The sequence below is a fragment of the Pseudomonas spartinae genome, from assembly GCF_965197125.1.
GTDB lineage: Bacteria > Pseudomonadota > Gammaproteobacteria > Pseudomonadales > Pseudomonadaceae > Aquipseudomonas > Aquipseudomonas composti_A.
In genome coordinates this window covers 64089-80949 of the sequence record NZ_CBDAMB010000007.1, presented here as the reverse complement: position 1 = coordinate 80949, position 16861 = coordinate 64089, and the positions used below count along the sequence as shown (strand labels likewise).

The window sequence follows — 16861 nt, the reverse complement described above, 5'->3', positions numbered from 1 at the left end:
GCTATAGTTGCGCCACTTTATTTATGGAGGTGCCCATGCGCACGAAATCCCGCGTCATCGCCGGCGTTGTCGCCGCCACCCTGCTCGCTCAACTGACCGCCTGCGGCTCGATCTTCTATCCGGATCGTCGGGGTCAGATCGAAGGCAGGATCGACCCGGTGATCGCCGGGGCCAACGCCATCGGCATCCTGTTCTACGTGATTCCGGGGCTGATCGCCTTCGCCGTGGACTTCGCCACCGGTGCCATCTACCTGCCCGAAGGCCAGAGCGCCCAGGTCGACCCGCAACAGCTCAAGCAACTGATCGACGCAGACGGCAAAGTCGACCAGTACGCGCTGAAAACCCTGATCGAAACCAGCACCGGCCACCAGCTGCCACTCGACGATCCGCGCCTGATCCAGCACAGCGGCAGCAGCGAGCAACTGGCCGCGTACGGCCTGCGTCCGGCGGCCTGAGTCGATGCACAACCCGCAGCATGCCAGGCTGATGCGCCTGGCCACCCGCGCCGCGCTGGGCGTGGCGCTGACACTGGTGCTGGCCAAGGCGATTGCCTGGTGGCTCAGTGGTTCGGTCAGCCTGCTGGCCGGCCTCACCGATTCGCTGCTCGACAGCGCCGCCTCGCTGATCAACCTGATCGCCGTGCACTTCGCGCTACGTCCGGCCGACGAGGATCACCGCTACGGCCACGGCAAGGCCGAAGCCCTGGCAGGGCTGGGCCAGGCGTTGTTCATCGGCGTCAGCGCCGTGCTCATTGGTCTGCAGGGCATCGAGCGCCTGCAGTCGCCACAGCCGCTGGAAGGCGAAGGTGTCGGCATCGCCGTCATGCTGCTGTCGCTGGCACTGACCGGCGCCCTGCTGGTGTTCCAGCGCAAGGTGGTGCGCGAGACCGGCTCCACCGCGATTCACGCCGACTCGCTGCACTACCGCTCCGACATCCTGCTCAATAGCAGCATCCTCCTTGCATTGCTGCTGACCCAATTCGGCTGGCTGCAGATGGATGCGATCTTCGCCATCGGTATCGCCTTCTACATCTTCTGGAGTGCCATCAGCATCGTGCGTGGCGCGGTGGCCGTGCTGATGGACGAGGAGCTGCCCAGTGAAACCACGCAGCACATGTACGCACTGGCCAATGCCGTACCTGGGGTACTCGGCTCCCATGACCTGCGCACCCGCATTTCCGGTACACGCTGGTTCGTCCAGTTGCACCTGGAACTGCCAGGCGAGATGAGCCTGTCCGACGCGCATGCACACTGCGAGGCGGTGGAAAAGTCGATCCATGAGCACTACCCGCGCGCCGAAGTGCTGGTGCACGCCGACCCGCAGGAAGTCGTCCAGCACTGAGCGCAACGCCCTTCCCCGCCTTCCGATCCTCGCGCCACAGAAACTCCAGGCAATAAAAAAGGGGCCTTGCGGCCCCCTTGGGGAATCTGTCCGGTACTGGCGATGTTGTCGCCGCTTTCGTCGCCCGCCTGGTTGGGCAGTGCGGACCCGGGTGCCGGTGCGATCCGGTAGGACCGTCGGCGCCGGCTCACCTGGTTGGGCGAGGCCGGTAGGACTTGTCGTCCGGGCCGTGAAACTGAGAGAAAGCTTACGCCCGCCGCACCGAAATAAGATTGCTAATATTGCTTACAAATTTACCAATTGCGCAATTTAAAGCTAAAGGAGCACTATCTAGCGCAATCAAATAATGAGCCAACCAGAAAATGGACAAACTCGACCGCTACGACCTGAATATTCTCGCCGAATTGCAGCGCAATGCTGCCCTGTCCAACCAGGAGCTGGCCGAACGCATCGGTCTGTCCCCCTCGCCCTGCTCACGTCGGGTCAAACAGCTGGAAGACGACGGCTACATTACTGGCCAGGTGGCTCTGCTCGACCGCAAGAAGCTCGGCCTGAGCCTGACCGCCTACGTGCTGATCGGCATGGACCGGCACACCCCGGAGCGCTTCGAGCACTTTCAGGATGAAATCCGCAAATGCCCGGAAGTACTGGAGTGCTGCCTGGTGACCGGGATGGACGCAGACTATCAGCTCAAGGTGGTGGTACCGGACATGGACCACTACCAGAAACTGCTACTGGGCACCCTGACCCGTATCGACGGTGTCTCCAGCGTGCGTTCGAGCTTCGTGCTGCAGCAGATTCTGTCCAGTACGCAGTTGCCATTGCAGCACCTGCGCGACTGAAAGTCGCAGGTTGAGGCGGATCATGCCGCGCACCAGGTCAGGGCGCGTATAATTTCCGCCCTGCGCTTGCCGTACGAACTACGAGGCACCATGGAAACCGAACAATTTGAAGCCCTGATGATGTACGTCCTGGTGGGCGGCCTGATGCTGTTCATGTTCTTCATCATCTGGGACCTCGCGAAGAAGTCCAAGGCAGGCCGCCTCGGCACCGCCATCCTGTTCCTTGGCTTGGGCCTGTGCTTGTTCGCCTTCCTTGCCAAGCCGATCATCACCTATATCATCGAGACCGCGCGCGGCATTCACGGCTGACTGCCCGGCCAACGCGACATATCCGTTCGATGCCAGGTCGCCCAGATGCGGCCTGCAGTCCACTCAAGGAGCTACACATGAGCGCCGCCAATCTGGTGATGCAAAGCTATGGACGCTGCTGCGCCAGCCCGGATTTCTTCGACAGTTTCTACCGCCACTTCCTCGCCAGCTCGCCGCTGATCCGCGAGAAATTCGTCGACACCGACATGACCGCGCAGAAGCAGTTGCTGCGCCAGGGCATCATGAATCTGGTGATGCACGCCCGCGGCATGTCCGACACCAAGCTGCGTGCCCTCGGCGAATCCCACTCGCGCCAGCATCTGGACATCCGCCCGGAACTCTACGACCTGTGGCTCGACGCGCTGCTGCTGACCGTCAGCGAACACGACAAGGAATGCGACGCCGATGTGCGTCAGGCCTGGCGTGAAGTGCTGAACAAAGGTATCGCCGTGATCAAGGCCGGTTATTGACTCAGGTCATGTTCGCCAGGGCCGCCCCTGCGACAAAACGCCTGAGTTCAATCCAGCCTGGCCGGCTCCTCGCGCCATTGGCCGGGCTGCAGCCCATCCAGACGCCAGGGGCCGATGGCCACGCGCACCAGGCGTAGCGTGGGCAAACCGACTGCGGCCGTCATGCGCCGCACCTGACGGTTGCGTCCCTCGCGAATCACCAGCTCCAACCAGGCGGTCGGCACGTTCTTGCGAAAGCGTACCGGCGGGTTGCGTTCCCACAGTTCAAGTTCGTCCAGACGCCGCGCCTCGGCCGGCAGGGTCGGACCGTCATTGAGCGTCACGCCCTCGCGCAACTGCCGCAGCTGCGCCTCGCTCGGCTCGCCCTCCACCTGCACCCAGTAAGTCTTCGGCAACTTGTGTTTGGGGTCGGCGATACGCGCCTGCAGACGGCCATCGTTGGTCAGCAGGAGCAGGCCCTCACTGTCACGATCCAGGCGCCCGGCCGGATAAACACCAGGCACCTCGACGAAGTCCTTGAGCGTCGCGCGGCCCTGATCGTCGTTGAACTGCGTGAGCACGTCGAACGGTTTGTTCAGCAGCAGCAGGCGGGGCTGTGCAGGCGGCGCCTTGGCCACGCGACGGGGAGCGGCTGGACGGCGATTGGCAGGGGAACGAGGGCGTGACATGCAACGGGCTTCGCTGGAACCGGGCCGCGCAGTGTAACCCACGATAAGCGCCGCTGATGGTGCTTCCACGTCCAGCCAGAGCGACTAAGCTGCTGGTTCTACCCTGCGATCAGGAGCCACCGATGAGCAACAACGCCGAACTCGCCACCTTCACCGGCTGGGCCGCCACCACGCCCAAGGCGCCATTGGAACGCCTGAGCTACGATCCCGGCCCGCTCGGCGCCGAAGAGGTGGAGGTGGCGGTGGAGTACTGCGGCATCTGCCACTCCGACCAGTCGATGATCGACAACGAATGGGGCAATGCCCGCTACCCCTTCATCCCCGGCCATGAAGTGGTCGGCACCATCGTCCGCTTGGGCGATCAGGCGCGCGGTCTCAAGCTGGGGCAACGTGTCGGCATCGGCTGGTACAAGGGCAGCTGCATGCACTGCGGCTCGTGCATGGAAGGCTCGCACAACCTGTGCCGCTCGGTGAAACCGACCATCGTCGGCAGCCACGGCGGCTTCGCCGATCGCCTGCGCTCGCACTGGGCCTGGGCCGTGCCGCTGCCCGAAGGGCTCGACCCGGCCCTGGTCGGCCCGCTGTTCTGCGCCGGCTCCACGGTGTTCAGCCCACTGCTGGAGTTCGACATCAAGCCCACCGACCGCGTCGGCGTGGTCGGCATCGGTGGCCTCGGTCATCTGGCGCTGCGATTTCTCAACGCCTGGGGCTGCGAGGTCACCGCCTTCACCTCATCGCTGAACAAGCAGGACGAAGCCAAGCGCCTGGGCGCGCACAAGGTGGTGGCCTCCACCGACAGCGCGGCGATGAAGGCGATTGCCGGCAGCCTGGATTTCCTTCTGGTCACCGCCAGTGCCGACCTCGACTGGGCGGCACTGATCGGCACCCTGGGCGGCAAGGGTCGCCTGCACTTCGTCGGTATCGTGCCCAGTGCCATCCCGGTGCATGTGTTCAACCTGATCCCGCAGCAGAAGAGCCTGTCCGGCTCGCCAGTGGGCTCGCCAAAAACCATGGCGACCATGCTCGAGTTCTGCGCCCGCCACCAGATCCTGCCGCAGGTCGAGCAATTTCCCATGAGCCAGGTGAACGCAGCCATCGATCACCTGCGCAGCGGCAAGGCGCGCTACCGCGTGGTGCTCGACGCCAGCAAATGACAGCACGGGCGCAGAGCTGGCATGCTCTGCGCCCTGCTCTCCCTTGATACCTGCCAGCATGCCAATGATGCTCGATACCCCCACTGCAGCCGACCTGCCCACCCTGGTGGAAATCTGGGAGGCCGCCGTGCGCGCCACCCACCACTTCCTGCCGGAAAGCGACCTGCAGGTGATCAAGCCGTTATTGCGCGAGCAGTATTTCCCGGCCGTGCAACTGACTTGCGCGCGAGACGAAGCGGGACGGATACTGGGTTTTCTCGGTTGCGCAGAGGGCATGGTGGAAATGCTCTTCGTCGACCCGGCCTGCCATGGCCAGGGCGTAGGCAAGCGGCTGATGCGCCATGCCATCGACGAGCTGGGCGCCACCCGCGTCGACGTCAACGAGCAGAACCCGCAGGCCGTGGGCTTCTACCAGCATCTGGGCTTCGTGGTCACCGAGCGCTCGCGCCTGGATGGTGGCGGGCGGCCCTTCCCCATCCTGCATATGACGCTCAGCCCATAGGCCAAGCGGCCACGATCCCTTCCAGCGCCTGCTTGAGCTGCACCCGGCTGGCTGCCGCCGCAAGGCTGATGCGCACGGCGCAGCCCGGATTGGCCTCCACCGCGAACACCTCGGCCGGCACCACCTCCACACCATTTTGCCGACAGGCCTCGGCCAGACCGACCGGCGCCGCAACGTCCAGCCACAAATGCGGCGCCACCGCCCGACCCTGCGGCATGCGCGGCCCGAGCACGCGCGCGGCCAGGCGCCAGCGTTGCTGTAGCTCGTCGAGCTGCCAGGCCAGGCGCTGATCGGCAATCCCGCTTTCGATCCACTCGCAGGCCAGCGCCAGACTCAGCGGCGTCACCGCCCAGCGCGTGGCCTGGGCCTCGGGGTCGATGCGTTCGAGCAGCTCCGGCGCGCCCGCGATAAAGCCCAGGCGCAAGCCTGGCGCGACACTCTTGGACAGGCTGCTGATCAGCAGACAGCGCTCGGGCGCCTGCACTGCCAGCGGCGCCTCACTGCCGAGCACGCCGTAGACATCATCCTCGACGAGCCACAGCCCACGCTGCCTGGCCACCTCGGCAATCGCCGCGCGGCGCTCGGCATTCAGGCTGGCGCCAGTGGGGTTCTGCAGACAGGGCGTGAGCACCGCCACACGCGCACCGGTGGCACGCGCCAGGCGGTCGAAGTCATCGGGCAGAATGCCGTGCGCGTCCATCGCCACGCCGTGCAGCGGCAGACGCAACTGGCGCGCGGCGGCCTTGATCCCCGGCGCGGTGTAGCGCTCCACCAGGATCGGTTCGCCCGCCTCGCACAGCGCCAGCAAAGCAGCGGAGACGCCCTGCTGGGCACCGGCACAAAGCAGCAGGCCACCCGGCGCCAGCAGCAGGCCACGGCGGCGCAGCCAGGTGGCGCCGGCCAGGTGCGCGCGTTCGACCAGCGCCGCCGAGGGGTAGGCCTGCAGCGCATCCAGCTCGCCGCGTGCTGCCAGCGCAGCGAGGCTGGCGGAAAGATCGTGGTTGTCCGGGTCATGCACCGGCACGTTGGTCGACAGGTCGATCAGCGCGCCCTGCGTGGCCGGCTGTTTGAGACGGAACAGGCTCGCCTCGCGGCTGCCAGCGAGCACGTAGGTGCCACGCCCGACCTCACCGGACACCAGATGCCGGCGCGCCGCCTCGCGGTAGGCGAGCATCACCGTGCTCGGATTGATACCCAGCGTCCAGGCCAGGCGGCGCTGCGGCGGCAGGCGCTCACCTGGCTTGAGCTCGCCACGGCCGATAGCCGCAGCAATCGCCTCGACCAGTGCCAGGTAAGTGGGCAGGGAACTGTCTTGCAGATCAGGAAGCCACATTGTTTGCCATGCAATATAAATATTTACCCATACAATGCGCCGCACTAGCATCGGGGTCAACGCCACCCGGAGCATCCGTCATGTTCGACCTCGCCCAACTGCGCCAGAGCGCACAACTGGTTCACCGCCATATGGCACCCACGCCGCAGCTGAACTGGCCGCTGCTGAGTGAGCGCACGGGGTGCGAGCTGTGGGTCAAGCACGAGAACCACGCGCCCACCGCCGCCTTCAAGGTGCGTGGCGGGCTGGTCTATATCGACGCCCTGCTACGCCGCGAGCCACAGGTGCGCGGCCTGGTCACCGCCACCCGTGGCAACCACGGCCAGAGCCTGGCGCTGGCTGCGCGCCAGGCTGGGCTGGCGATCCGTATTCTGGTGCCACATGGCAACGCCCGCGAGAAGAACGCGGCGATGCGCGCCCTCGGCGCCGAGGTGATCGAACATGGTCGCGATTTCGACGAAGCCCGCACCGAGGCCGCGCGCCTGGCCGACCGTGACGGCCTGCACTGGGTGCCATCCCTGCATGAAGATCTGGTGCGCGGCGTCGCCACCTATGCCCTGGAACTGCTGGAGGCGGTGCCGAATCTGCACCGGGTGTACGTGCCCATCGGCCTCGGCTCAGGCATCTGCGGGATGATCCGCACCCGTGACCTGCTTGGCCTCGATACCGAGATCGTCGGCGTGGTCGCCAGCGGTGCCGATGCCTACGCACAGAGTTTCGAGCAGGGCCGCCTGATCGAAACCGAACGCGCCATCACCCTGGCCGACGGCATGGCCTGCCGCCAGCCGCAGCAACTGGCGCTGGACGTGATCCGCGCTGGCGCCGCGCGCATCGTGCGCGTCGATGACGAGGAGATCCGCGCCGCCATTCGCAGCTATCACGAGGACAGCCACAATCTTGCCGAGGGCGCCGGTGCAGCGGCGCTGGCCGCCCTGCTGCAGGAGCGCGAGCTCAACGCCGGCCAGCGCGTGGCCGTGGTGCTCAGCGGCGCCAATATCGACCGCGCAGCGCTGGCCGAACTGCTGAGCGACGCGGCACCGGCGGCCGCCTGAACTCAGGCCATGGCAAGGGGCTCGGCAGGCAGGCGAGCGGGCATCTGCCGCAACCAGCGCGACAGGCCCCACTCTGCCGCGATCACGCTCAGCAGCAGGCCGAGCTGGATCAGCAGCGCGATATAGAAGGGTTTGAATACATGGCCGATCTGCCGCTTGAGCAGACCCAAGAGGAACTCGGCGTGGAAGAGCTGTTCGATACGCGCATCCAGCACCTGCGTCAGCACCTTCTCGTTGAGCCCGCTGTAGCGCGCGGTTTTCTCCACCGCCATCTCACCCAGCGCCTTGCCCAGCAGGCTGGCGCGCAGTCGGTCGAACAGGTCGAAGGCAATGCGCTCGGCGGTAGAGGCCTCGGCACGCGCCTCGGCCTCCATTAGCCGCTCGCTGCGCAGGTAGTCCAGCGCCAGCTGGTTGAGCACCTCCTGCACGCTGGCATCGCGCACCGCCAGGGCGCCCTGCTGGCCCTGCGCCTCGACGTAAGCCTGGAAGTCGCTCCAGATGCCATCGGCCAGTTCCTGCACCACCGGTGCATAGCTGTCGAGATGGCGATTGATCTGCTGCTGGCTGCCGTACAGCAGCCCACCCTGAAAACCGAGAAAACCTCCGGCCAGGGGCAGCAGCAGAAAGTAGAGTTTGAGCAGCCAGTGGTGCCAGCGCTTGTTACGCGCCAGACAGCCCAGGCGCTGCAGCTTGAAGGCCAGCAGCAGGCCGAGCGCAGCACCCAGCGTGAGGGCCAGGCCGGTGTAGAGGAAAAGACTGAAAAAGCTGAAGGGTTCCCACAACGCCGTGAGCAGCAAGCGTGCCTGTTCCATGCGTATCGCCTCGTTCGTCCATGACGGCGCGAGTTTAAACCCGAGCGTGAACGAACGCCGCACAGACGTGGCCGGACTGTGCGCCAGGCCACGCCGTCAGATCATCCCCCTAGCGAAACGGCGGCTCGTCGAAGCTGCGCAACTTGCGCGAATGCAACGAATTCAGCTGGCTGCGCATCAGCTCCAGCGCCGCGATGCCGATGTGCAGGTGCTGGGTCACAGCGCGCTCGTAGAAGGCGCCGGCCGCGCCCGGCAGCTTGATCTCGCTGTGCAGGGGCTTGTCCGACACGCACAGCAGCGTGCCGTAGGGCACCCGCAGACGATAGCCCTGGGCGGCGATGGTGCCGCTCTCCATGTCCACCGCCACCGCACGCGACAGGTTGATCAGCGGTCGCTCCTGGGCCCAGCGCAGCTCCCAGTTGCGGTCGTCGTAGGTCAGCACGGTGCCGGTGCGCAGGCGCTTCTTCAGCTCGTCGCCCTGCTCGCCGGTGACCAGCTTGGCGGCCTCCTGCAGCGCTTGCTGCACTTCGGCCAGCGCCGGTAATGGAATGTTCGGTGGCAGCACGCGGTCAAGGATGCCGTCACGGCGCATGTAGGCGTGGGCCAGCACGTAGTCGCCGATGGTCTGCGACTGACGCAGGCCGCCGCAGTGGCCGATCATCAGCCAGCAGTGCGGACGCAGCACGGCCAGGTGGTCGGTGATGTTCTTGGCGTTGGACGGACCGACGCCGATATTGACCAGGGTGATGCCGTGACCGTCCTCGGCCTGCAGGTGGTAGGCCGGCATCTGGTAACGGTGCCAGACCACGTTCTCGATGATGGCCTGCATCTCGCCTTCGGCCATGCCCCGCTCGACCACCACGTTGCCCGGCAGCACCATGCGGGTGAAGCGCGAGTTGCCCACCAGCATGTCCAGACCATGACGAATGAACTGGTCAACGTAGCGGTGGTAGTTGGTCAGCAGGATCCACGGCTGCACGTGATGCCAGTCGCTGCCGGTGTAGTGCTGGATGCGCTTGAGGGAAAAATCGGTGCGCGCGGCGTCGAACAGCGCCAGCGGCAGCGGGTCGATGTTCTCCCAGTCGTAAAGGCCGTCAGCGGTACCGTCGGTGGCGGCGGACAGGTCGGTGCTGGGGAATACCCGCGCCAGTTCGGCGGCGGTTACGCCACTGCCGGCCAGTTCATCGCCGCCCTCGACCACGTAGGGATAGGGAATGTTCTGCTGGCTGCGACCGACCTCGACACGCAGGGTGAAGTCACTCATCAGCGGGCGCAGTTGCTCGAGCAGGTATTTGCGAAACGCTGCCGGCTGGGTCACGGTGATCGCGTAGGTACCCGGAATCTGCACCTTGGCGTAGGCGCGCACGGTGGTCGGCACCTCGCCCTGGCACAGGTAGGTCAGGCGCAGTTCGGGATAACGGAACAGGCAATGCTCGCTGGCATCCGGGCGGATACGCTCCTTGAGGTAACGCTTGAGCGCCTGGCTCAACGCACCGGTGGCTTCCTGGTGCAGGGCGGCAAGGCGGTCGACTGCCTCTTCGGGGGTGTGGGCAATGATGAAATCATCTGAGCAGGCTTTCACTGTGCATATTCCTGACTGAACGTACGCGCCTATCTTGCCTGCATACGGAGAGGAAAACATAGCGCGACAACCCTCGCCCCTCACTAGCAGCGACTAGTCTTGGATCAAACTGTCAGAGGTCATCTTCATGCGTCGTGCAATCGTTCTGCTGTTGGCCAGCGCCTCATGCGTCAGCGCCTGGTCCGGAGACCTCGATGGGCATTACCGGGCCACCCTCGATGGCCAGCCTACCGAGCTGATCCTGCGCCAGCAGGGCGAACAGGTCGAAGGGCAGTACGTGGAGAATCGCACCCTGCGCCTGAACCTCAGGGGGCGTTACGACGGCCAGGTGTTGCGTGCCGAGATCAGCGATCCCCAGTCCGGCCTGCTGCTGGCCAACATGAACGCCACCTACGCCAATGCCATGCTCAATACCAGTATTGCCGCACGCAACCCTCGCAACGGCGAGGTGCTGGAACGCCAGGCGCTGTTCAAACGCGAAGCCGCAGCAACGGCGGCGACGCCGTCCGCTGCCGGCGCGCAGGACCCGGCGCTGGTCGGCACCTGGGTGCACGAGAAGATCATCAACAGCGGCGGTGCCAACTTTGCCTCGTTCAACACCCTGATGACCCTGCAGCTGAACGCCGACGGCAGCGTCACCCAGTGGAGCCGCTCTGCTGGCGGCGGCAGCGACTGGAGCTACGACAGCCCGGGCGAAGTGCAGTACAGCGGCCACTGGCGCAGCCAGGACGGCATGCTGATGGTGCGCCTGGCAGGCGCCGCCGACTATCAACCCGCCGCCTACTACCGCTTCAGTGACCAGTACCTGGTCACCGAGAGCAATACCGGCAAGATGATCTGGCAGCGCCGCCGCTGAGCGGCGGGGTCAGGCCGCCTGGTGCAGGCGCACGTTGAACAGCGGCCCCTGGCTGAAACGCGACATGGCCTTGGCAGCGGCCAGCACGCCCAGGTCGACCAGTGGCTCGATCAGGATCACGCTCATGTAGGCCAGACCAAAGCTGCCCACTGCCGCCAGGTTCTCGCTGGAGAAACCGTGACCGTAGAAGGCCCAGAACGCGACCCAGGCAACGATGCCGCCCTGATAGGCAGTCGACAGCGCCAGCGCCTGCTTGTAGGAAAGATCGACGTAGGCGGTGCCCGGCGCGACGATGCGTTTGGCCAGCAGGCTGATGCCCCACAGCGGGATCAACAGCGTGGTGACGTTCATGCCGTACTGCGGCAGGTCGAACTGGGCGAACAGCAAGCCCTGCAGCAACAGCCCCGCGGCCAGGCCGATGGCCGTGGCACCGGCGCCGAACAGCAGCAGCAGCGTGGAGCCGAGGATCAGGTGTACCTCGGAAACGCCCACCGCATGATGCGGAAACACCTCGAAGAAGCAGAACACCAGAGCGGTGGTCAGCAGACTGCGCAGCGCCAGGGCGGCGACGCCGCCATTGTTGCGGACGCTGTCCAGGGCGAGTTTGGCGGTCAGGCCGAAAGCGGTGACGGCCGTTGCGTAGCTGAGCAGGATCTTGGCGCCTTCGACGACGCCCGGTTCGATATGCATGCGAGTTCCTTTGCCGCGCCCACCGCGCGACGATTCGGATGAAGGGTAGGCAAAACGCCCGTTGTCGATGGCAGGTCTCCTGGCTCACGGCTTGGCACTTCGCCCGCCTTCCCGACCGAAGTCAGTGGCATGAGGGCATCGTTCGCCGCTTACAGTTGCGGGGGCAGCCAGGGCATTGGCGAGATTCGCCGCACCCTGTTCCCTTTTCATCCGCGTCACAGGCGTGCACGCAGAACCATCGGCCGCAAGATTACTCGCCTGCCCGGCTAAAAAACAGCGCGCCAGGCAATCCGCCCTCGGCACTCGCTCAGGCCAGGTGGGGCGCACTGCGCGCCAACAGCGCCTCGACGTCGACACCACGCGGCAAGGTGCCGTAGACCCGGCCACGCCCTTCCAGGCGGCTGGCGATAAAGGCATCGCTCACCACGCTGTTGCCCGCCTCCAGCAGCAGCTTGGCCTGCAGCGCCACGGCCATGTCTTCGGTGAGTTGGCGAGCGCGGTACTGGATGTCGGCGGTGTCGGCAAAATCGGCCTGCAAGCGCTGGATATGCGCCTTCAGGCGAGCATCGCCGTGGCCATCACCCAGTTCGGCGAACAGCGCGTCGAGCACGCCCGGCTCCTTGGACAGCGCGCGCAGCACGTCCAGACACTGCACGTTGCCCGAACCTTCCCAGATCGAGTTGACCGGCGCTTCGCGATACAGACGCGGCAGGATGGTTTCTTCGACGTAACCGGCGCCGCCCATGCACTCGCTGGCCTCATAGATCATTTCCGGGGCGCGCTTGCAGATCCAGTACTTGCCCACGGCGGTGACCAGGCGAGCGAACTTGTCTTCCTGCGCGTCATGCGCGTGGTCGAGCGCACGGCCCATGCGCATGCACAGCGCCAGCGCGGCCTCGCTCTCCAGCGCCAGGTCGGCCAGCACGTTCTGCATCAGCGGCTGGTCGGCGAGCAGCTTGCCGCCCACCAGGCGATGCGCGCAGTGGTGCGCGGCCTGGGTCAGTGCCTGGCGCATCAGGCTGCTGGAGCCGACCATGCAGTCGAAGCGGGTCATGGCCACCATCTCGATGATGGTCGGCACGCCACGCCCTTCCTCGCCGAGCATCCAGGCGAAGGCGCCACGGTATTCCACCTCGCTGGAGGCATTGGCCCAGTTGCCCAGTTTGTTCTTCAGACGCTGGATGTAGAACTGGTTGCGCGTGCCGTCCGGGCGGTGACGCGGCAACAGGAAGCACGACAGGCCCCTGTCGGTGTGGGCCAGGGTGAGGAAGGCGTCGCACATCGGCGCCGAGCAGAACCACTTGTGGCCGACCAGTTCGTAGCCCTGCCCCGGCCCGCCCAAGCCGATGGGATAGGCGCGGGTGGTGTTGGCGCGCACGTCGGTGCCGCCCTGCTTCTCGGTCATGGCCATGCCGATGGTGACGCCGGCCTTCTGCTCCATCGGCAGGTTGCGCGGGTCGTACTCGGTGGAGAGGATCTTCGGCAGCCATTGCTCGGCCACGTTGGGCTGCAAGCGAATGGCTGGCACCGCAGCGAAGGTCATGGTCAGCGGGCAGCCGCTGGCCGCCTCGGCCTGGCTGTGCAGGTAGGTCAGGCCGGCGCGGGCGACATGCGCACCGGCGCGCGGATCGGTCCAGGGCAGCGACGGCAAGCCATGCTCGACCGCCGTGCGCATCAGCTCGTGATAGGCCGGGTGAAACTCCACCAGGTCAATGCGATTGCCGTAACGATCATGGCTCTTGAACACCGGCTTGTTCTCGTTGGCGAGAAAGCCGGCCTGCATCAGGGCGCCGCCGGTCAGCGCGCCATAGGCGCTCAGGCGCTCGTAGGCCCAGCCGCCGTCGTAACGACGAGTCCACTCCTGCAAGGGCAGGTCGAGGCGATACAGGTTGGCACCGTCCAGGCTCGGCACCTGGTTGAACACCTCGTGGGTTTCGGCATTCAGGCTGTGGTTCATCGCGTGAGCTCCTCGGCGCCGACGGCGCGCAGGCAGAAGGTGGCAAGGCTGGCGCTGACCTGCGCCAGCTCCAGGGTGGGCCTACCCGCTTCGCGAGCGGCGCGGGCAGGTGGCGACAGGGGGCCGACCAGCGCCTCGGCAATCGCACCGACCAGGCAGGCCGCCGTAAGACCGATCTGCTCGAGGCGAAACTCGCCGGCAGCGGCGCCCTCCTCCAGCAAATCGATGAACAGCTCGGCGTAGGCTTCGCGATAGAGCAGGCGCTGCTCGTCGACCTCCGGATCGACCGGCTCGGCGATCAGCGCGAAGGCCAGGCGGCGGCTGTGCCAGGCGCGGGCGGCGAACTGTTCCAGACCGATGCGCAGGCGCTCGCTGGCACGCCCCGGACCACGAAAGGCGGCAGCCAGGGCGTTGACCTCTCGCTGGCTGGCAGCGGCGAAGACTTCGGCGGCCAGTTCGCCCTTGCTGCGAAAGTGCCGGTACAGACTGCCGGTGGCGATACCGACATCATCGGCCAGTGCCTGCATGGTCAGGGCGGCGAAACCACCCGCGGCCACCCGCAGCAAGGCACAATCGAGGATGCGCTGGCGCTGCGCATGATCGCGGTCGAGTCGAGCTTCAGTGATGCGATAAGCCATGGTCTGAATCCTGATTCACATGTATGCAGTGAATCAGGATTCAGACCATGGCTAAAGAGGCTATCCGGCCAAACCTGCCGCTGAATCGGGAAGCAGACGAGCTGGAGCAGGCCGCCGCTCAGGCCGGCGCGGAACCGCCGGAAACCGTAGCGGCATGGCACAGCACCCATTCATGCAGGAGGATGCGCAGCTCCTCGAACTTCACCGGTTTGGCCAGGTAATCGCTCATGCCTGCGGCCAGGCAGCGCTCACGGTCGCCGCTGTGGCTATGCGCCGTGATCGCCAGCACCGGTAACTCGACGCAACCAGGCAGCGCACGGATCGCCCGGCAGGTGGCGAAGCCGTCCATCACCGGCATCTGGCAGTCCAGCAGCACGGCGTCGACGGTTTCGCCGCGCAGCAGCTCCAGCGCCTCGGCACCGTTGTCGGCGGTGCGCACCCGGTAGCCGAGCTTGAGCAACATGCCACGGGTCACCAGCTGGTTGATCGCGTTGTCCTCGACGATCAGCACCGTGCACTGCTGCGCCTGGCGCTGCACCGTGCCAGTCGGTGCGCGCGGCGGACGCGCAGCCGGCGCCGCCTGCTGCTCCGGCAGGGTCAGCGGCACGTTGAGGCGAAAGCGGCTACCGACGCCAGGCTGTGACTCGTGACTGAGGCTGCCGCCGAGCAGGTCGACCAGCTGTCGACAAATCGCCAGGCCGATGCCGAGGCCGCCGTACTTGCGGGTCATGGAGCCGTCGAGCTGATGGAAACGCTGATACAGGTCGCCCTCATGGGTGAAACCGATCCCGCTGTCGCTGACCACCACGCTCAGCGGCAGACTGCTGCCCACGCTGCCGGCACGGCCGACCTGCAGAACCACGCCACCGTCGCTGGTGAACTTGATGGCGTTGTCCAGCAAGTAACCCAGGGCCTGAGCCAGTTTGGCCGCGTCGCCCTCCAGGGTATCGGGCAGGTGGTCATCCAGTTCCAGGGTGAAGGTCAGCCCCTTCTCTTCCGCACGCGGCGCGTACTGGGCGCGCAGGCCGTCGAACAACCCGCGCAGGCTGAACGCCTCACGCCGCGGGTAGAGCTTGCCGGCCTGCAGTTCGGTCAGGGCGAGGATGTCGTTGACCATGCGCATCATGTCGCGTGCGGACGCCGCCGCGGTCTTCTGGTACTGCTCCAGCTCGATGTCCATCTTCACCGTCTGCATCAGCTCCAGCGAGCCGATCACGCCATTCATCGGCGTGCGCAACTCGTGGGTGACGGTGGCGAGGAACTCGTCCTTGAACCGGTTGCTGTCGGCCAGTTCCTGGTTCAACGCTTCGAGCTTGCGGCCGGCTTCCTGCAGGATGCGCGTGCGCTCTTCCTTCATTGCGTTGATGCGATCGGCCAGTGCCAGCGACAGCAGGCCCACTTCCAGCGCCGAACCGATCTGGCTGGCATACATGGTGAAAAAGACGTTGGGCAGATAGCCCAGCACCATCAGGGTGTTGACGATGCCACCGATGAGAAAGGCGCTCCAGGCGAAGATGAAGTAGCGCGCCACACGCATGCCGCGCAGCCAGGCGAGGATGCCGGCGGCGAAGATCACCACGGTGAACAGCAGGGCCAGGTAGGTCGCCAGGCGCAGCGCCGTCGCGTAACTGAGGCACAGCGCCAGGATCATGACCCCGGCGCCACAAGCCATCAGCAGCAGCAACAGGCGGTCGACCCAGGGACTGTGCTCCGAGGTGTGCAGGAAGCTGCGCGCGAACTGACAGCCGAACAGCGCCGCCGAACCGATCAGGAAAGGAGTCGCGGCGTTGGCCCACCAGGGGTTGTCGGGCCAGAAATACTCGATGCCGGCACCGTTGACCGAGATCTGATAGAGGCCGAACGAGGCGATATAGAGAATGTAATAGAGGTAACTGGTGTCGCGGACGCTGAGAAAGATGAACAGGTTATAGAACAGCATCACCAGCAACACGCCGTAGATGATACCGAGCACGTAGATGCGCCCCGGCTGCTCTTCCAGAAAGGCATTGGGTGCCCAGAGGGTCAGCGGCGCCTGGATCGAGCCCTGGCTCTCCAGGCGCAGGTAGATGCGTTTTTCCTGGTTAGGCTCGAGGCTCAACTCGAAGAGGTAGTTGTTCTGGCGGATCTGCCGGCTGTCGAACGGCAACGCATCGCCAGTGCGTTGAGCCAGGGCGAAGCCGCCCGTCTCATCCGGCAGATACAGTTCCAGGTGATCGAGCGGCGGATAGGCCAGTTCCAGCAACCAGTTGCGCGCGCCCCGCGCCTTGTGAGGCAGGTAATGCAGGTCCAGGCGCAGCCAGAATACCGAGCGCGAATAGCCGGCATTGAGCACCGGCTTGTCATGCAGACGGAAGCTGCCTTGCACGGCCGGCGAGGCGATATCGTCGATGCTGGCGTCGCCACGCACGTCCTCGAACACGTACATGCTCTGTCCCAGCGGCAGCGCACGCGTCTGTTCGTCGAAGGTAACGGCGCCCACAAGCGAGGGAAGAACGAGGCTCAGGATGAGCAGGAGCAGCCGGTACATACGACTCCAAAACCCTGTCGAACGACGCCCAGGCCCCCATTAGCCCATCGGATGGCGCCGTCACGCACGGCAGACTTATATTCGAATCGCTCTACTCTAGGGACTGTTGGGACGCTTTTCCAGATTCA

At 65.5% G+C, this 16861-nt stretch carries 17 protein-coding genes and 1 riboswitch; of the genes, 9 read left to right on the top strand and 8 right to left on the bottom strand.

The genetic code is table 11. The annotated features are described in order from the left end of the window. Window positions 1-35: 35 nt before the first annotated feature. The 5 genes from ACN8M7_RS16165 to ACN8M7_RS16145 all read left to right on the top strand — a co-directional run bounded on the left by ACN8M7_RS16165 (window position 36) and on the right by ACN8M7_RS16145 (window position 2962). Window positions 36-455 (top strand): polyribonucleotide nucleotidyltransferase, encoded by a 420-nt coding sequence (locus ACN8M7_RS16165; protein WP_490261430.1) that lies wholly within the window; start codon window positions 36-38, stop codon window positions 453-455. A 4-nt stretch (window positions 456-459) separates the two neighbouring features. Continuing rightward, window positions 460-1341 carry a cation diffusion facilitator family transporter gene (locus ACN8M7_RS16160; RefSeq protein ID WP_490261429.1) on the top strand — a complete coding sequence of 294 codons (882 nt, stop codon included), beginning with the start codon at window positions 460-462 and terminating at the stop codon, window positions 1339-1341. Between the two features lie 362 nt (window positions 1342-1703). After that, the gene (locus ACN8M7_RS16155; RefSeq protein WP_004424680.1) at window positions 1704-2183 is read left to right on the top strand and encodes an Lrp/AsnC family transcriptional regulator; all 480 of its coding nucleotides are present in this window, start codon (window positions 1704-1706) and stop codon (window positions 2181-2183) included. Window positions 2184-2273: 90 nt separating this feature from the next. Further along, window positions 2274-2492, top strand: coding sequence for a DUF2788 domain-containing protein (locus tag ACN8M7_RS16150; protein WP_003240295.1), 219 nt, complete (start codon window positions 2274-2276; stop codon window positions 2490-2492). Window positions 2493-2569: 77 nt separating this feature from the next. Further along, window positions 2570-2962 carry a globin gene (locus ACN8M7_RS16145; protein ID WP_490261428.1) on the top strand — a complete coding sequence of 131 codons (393 nt, stop codon included), beginning with the start codon at window positions 2570-2572 and terminating at the stop codon, window positions 2960-2962. A gap of 47 nt (window positions 2963-3009) precedes the next feature. Here ACN8M7_RS16145 and ACN8M7_RS16140 read toward each other — a convergent pair whose 3' ends face one another. Next, a complete protein-coding gene (locus tag ACN8M7_RS16140) occupies window positions 3010-3579 on the bottom strand; it encodes a pseudouridine synthase (protein WP_490261558.1) in 570 nt (189 codons plus the stop codon). Between the two features lie 173 nt (window positions 3580-3752). On the opposite strand from ACN8M7_RS16140, the gene ahr reads away from it, so the two are divergent. Both ahr and ACN8M7_RS16130 read left to right on the top strand, forming a co-directional pair. Continuing rightward, on the top strand, window positions 3753-4784 hold the full coding sequence (gene ahr / locus ACN8M7_RS16135) for an NADPH-dependent aldehyde reductase Ahr (RefSeq protein WP_490261427.1): 1032 nt from the start codon (window positions 3753-3755) through the stop codon (window positions 4782-4784). 58 nt (window positions 4785-4842) lie between these two features. After that, the gene (locus tag ACN8M7_RS16130) at window positions 4843-5286 is read left to right on the top strand and encodes an acetyltransferase (protein WP_490261426.1); all 444 of its coding nucleotides are present in this window, start codon (window positions 4843-4845) and stop codon (window positions 5284-5286) included. Here the strand turns inward: ACN8M7_RS16130 and ACN8M7_RS16125 are convergent. Beyond that, on the bottom strand, window positions 5276-6619 hold the full coding sequence (locus ACN8M7_RS16125) for an aminotransferase-like domain-containing protein (protein ID WP_490261425.1): 1344 nt from the start codon (window positions 6617-6619) through the stop codon (window positions 5276-5278). The two genes, ACN8M7_RS16130 and ACN8M7_RS16125, sit on opposite strands and share 11 nt — an antisense overlap. An 80-nt stretch (window positions 6620-6699) precedes the next feature. Between ACN8M7_RS16125 and ACN8M7_RS16120 the strand changes: the two genes are divergently transcribed. Beyond that, window positions 6700-7671: a threonine dehydratase gene (locus tag ACN8M7_RS16120; RefSeq protein WP_490261424.1), complete on the top strand. Its 972-nt coding sequence runs from the start codon at window positions 6700-6702 to the stop codon at window positions 7669-7671. A 2-nt stretch (window positions 7672-7673) separates the two neighbouring features. On the opposite strand, the gene ACN8M7_RS16115 is transcribed toward ACN8M7_RS16120, so the two are convergent. Both ACN8M7_RS16115 and amn read right to left on the bottom strand, forming a co-directional pair. Next, on the bottom strand, window positions 7674-8483 hold the full coding sequence (locus ACN8M7_RS16115; RefSeq protein ID WP_490261423.1) for a hypothetical protein: 810 nt from the start codon (window positions 8481-8483) through the stop codon (window positions 7674-7676). A 109-nt stretch (window positions 8484-8592) separates the two neighbouring features. After that, a complete protein-coding gene (gene amn, locus ACN8M7_RS16110) occupies window positions 8593-10125 on the bottom strand; it encodes an AMP nucleosidase (protein WP_490261422.1) in 1533 nt (510 codons plus the stop codon). A gap of 67 nt (window positions 10126-10192) precedes the next feature. Between amn and ACN8M7_RS16105 the strand changes: the two genes are divergently transcribed. Then, window positions 10193-10921 carry a hypothetical protein gene (locus tag ACN8M7_RS16105; RefSeq protein ID WP_490261421.1) on the top strand — a complete coding sequence of 243 codons (729 nt, stop codon included), beginning with the start codon at window positions 10193-10195 and terminating at the stop codon, window positions 10919-10921. A gap of 9 nt (window positions 10922-10930) precedes the next feature. On the opposite strand, the gene ACN8M7_RS16100 is transcribed toward ACN8M7_RS16105, so the two are convergent. The 4 genes from ACN8M7_RS16100 to ACN8M7_RS16085 all read right to left on the bottom strand — a co-directional run bounded on the left by ACN8M7_RS16100 (window position 10931) and on the right by ACN8M7_RS16085 (window position 16733). Then, on the bottom strand, window positions 10931-11611 hold the full coding sequence (locus ACN8M7_RS16100) for an energy-coupling factor ABC transporter permease (protein ID WP_490261420.1): 681 nt from the start codon (window positions 11609-11611) through the stop codon (window positions 10931-10933). 52 nt (window positions 11612-11663) lie between these two features. Continuing rightward, window positions 11664-11866, bottom strand: a riboswitch (cobalamin riboswitch). A 52-nt stretch (window positions 11867-11918) separates the two neighbouring features. Next, window positions 11919-13568 carry an acyl-CoA dehydrogenase family protein gene (locus ACN8M7_RS16095; RefSeq protein ID WP_061240854.1) on the bottom strand — a complete coding sequence of 550 codons (1650 nt, stop codon included), beginning with the start codon at window positions 13566-13568 and terminating at the stop codon, window positions 11919-11921. Further along, entirely contained in the window at window positions 13565-14206 is a 642-nt protein-coding gene (locus tag ACN8M7_RS16090; protein ID WP_061240853.1) for a TetR/AcrR family transcriptional regulator, read from the bottom strand. Before ACN8M7_RS16090 ends, ACN8M7_RS16095 begins: the two co-directional genes overlap by 4 nt. A 118-nt stretch (window positions 14207-14324) precedes the next feature. After that, window positions 14325-16733, bottom strand: a complete 2409-nt coding sequence (locus tag ACN8M7_RS16085) for a hybrid sensor histidine kinase/response regulator (protein WP_490261419.1) — start codon at window positions 16731-16733, stop codon at window positions 14325-14327. Window positions 16734-16861: the final 128 nt, after the last annotated feature.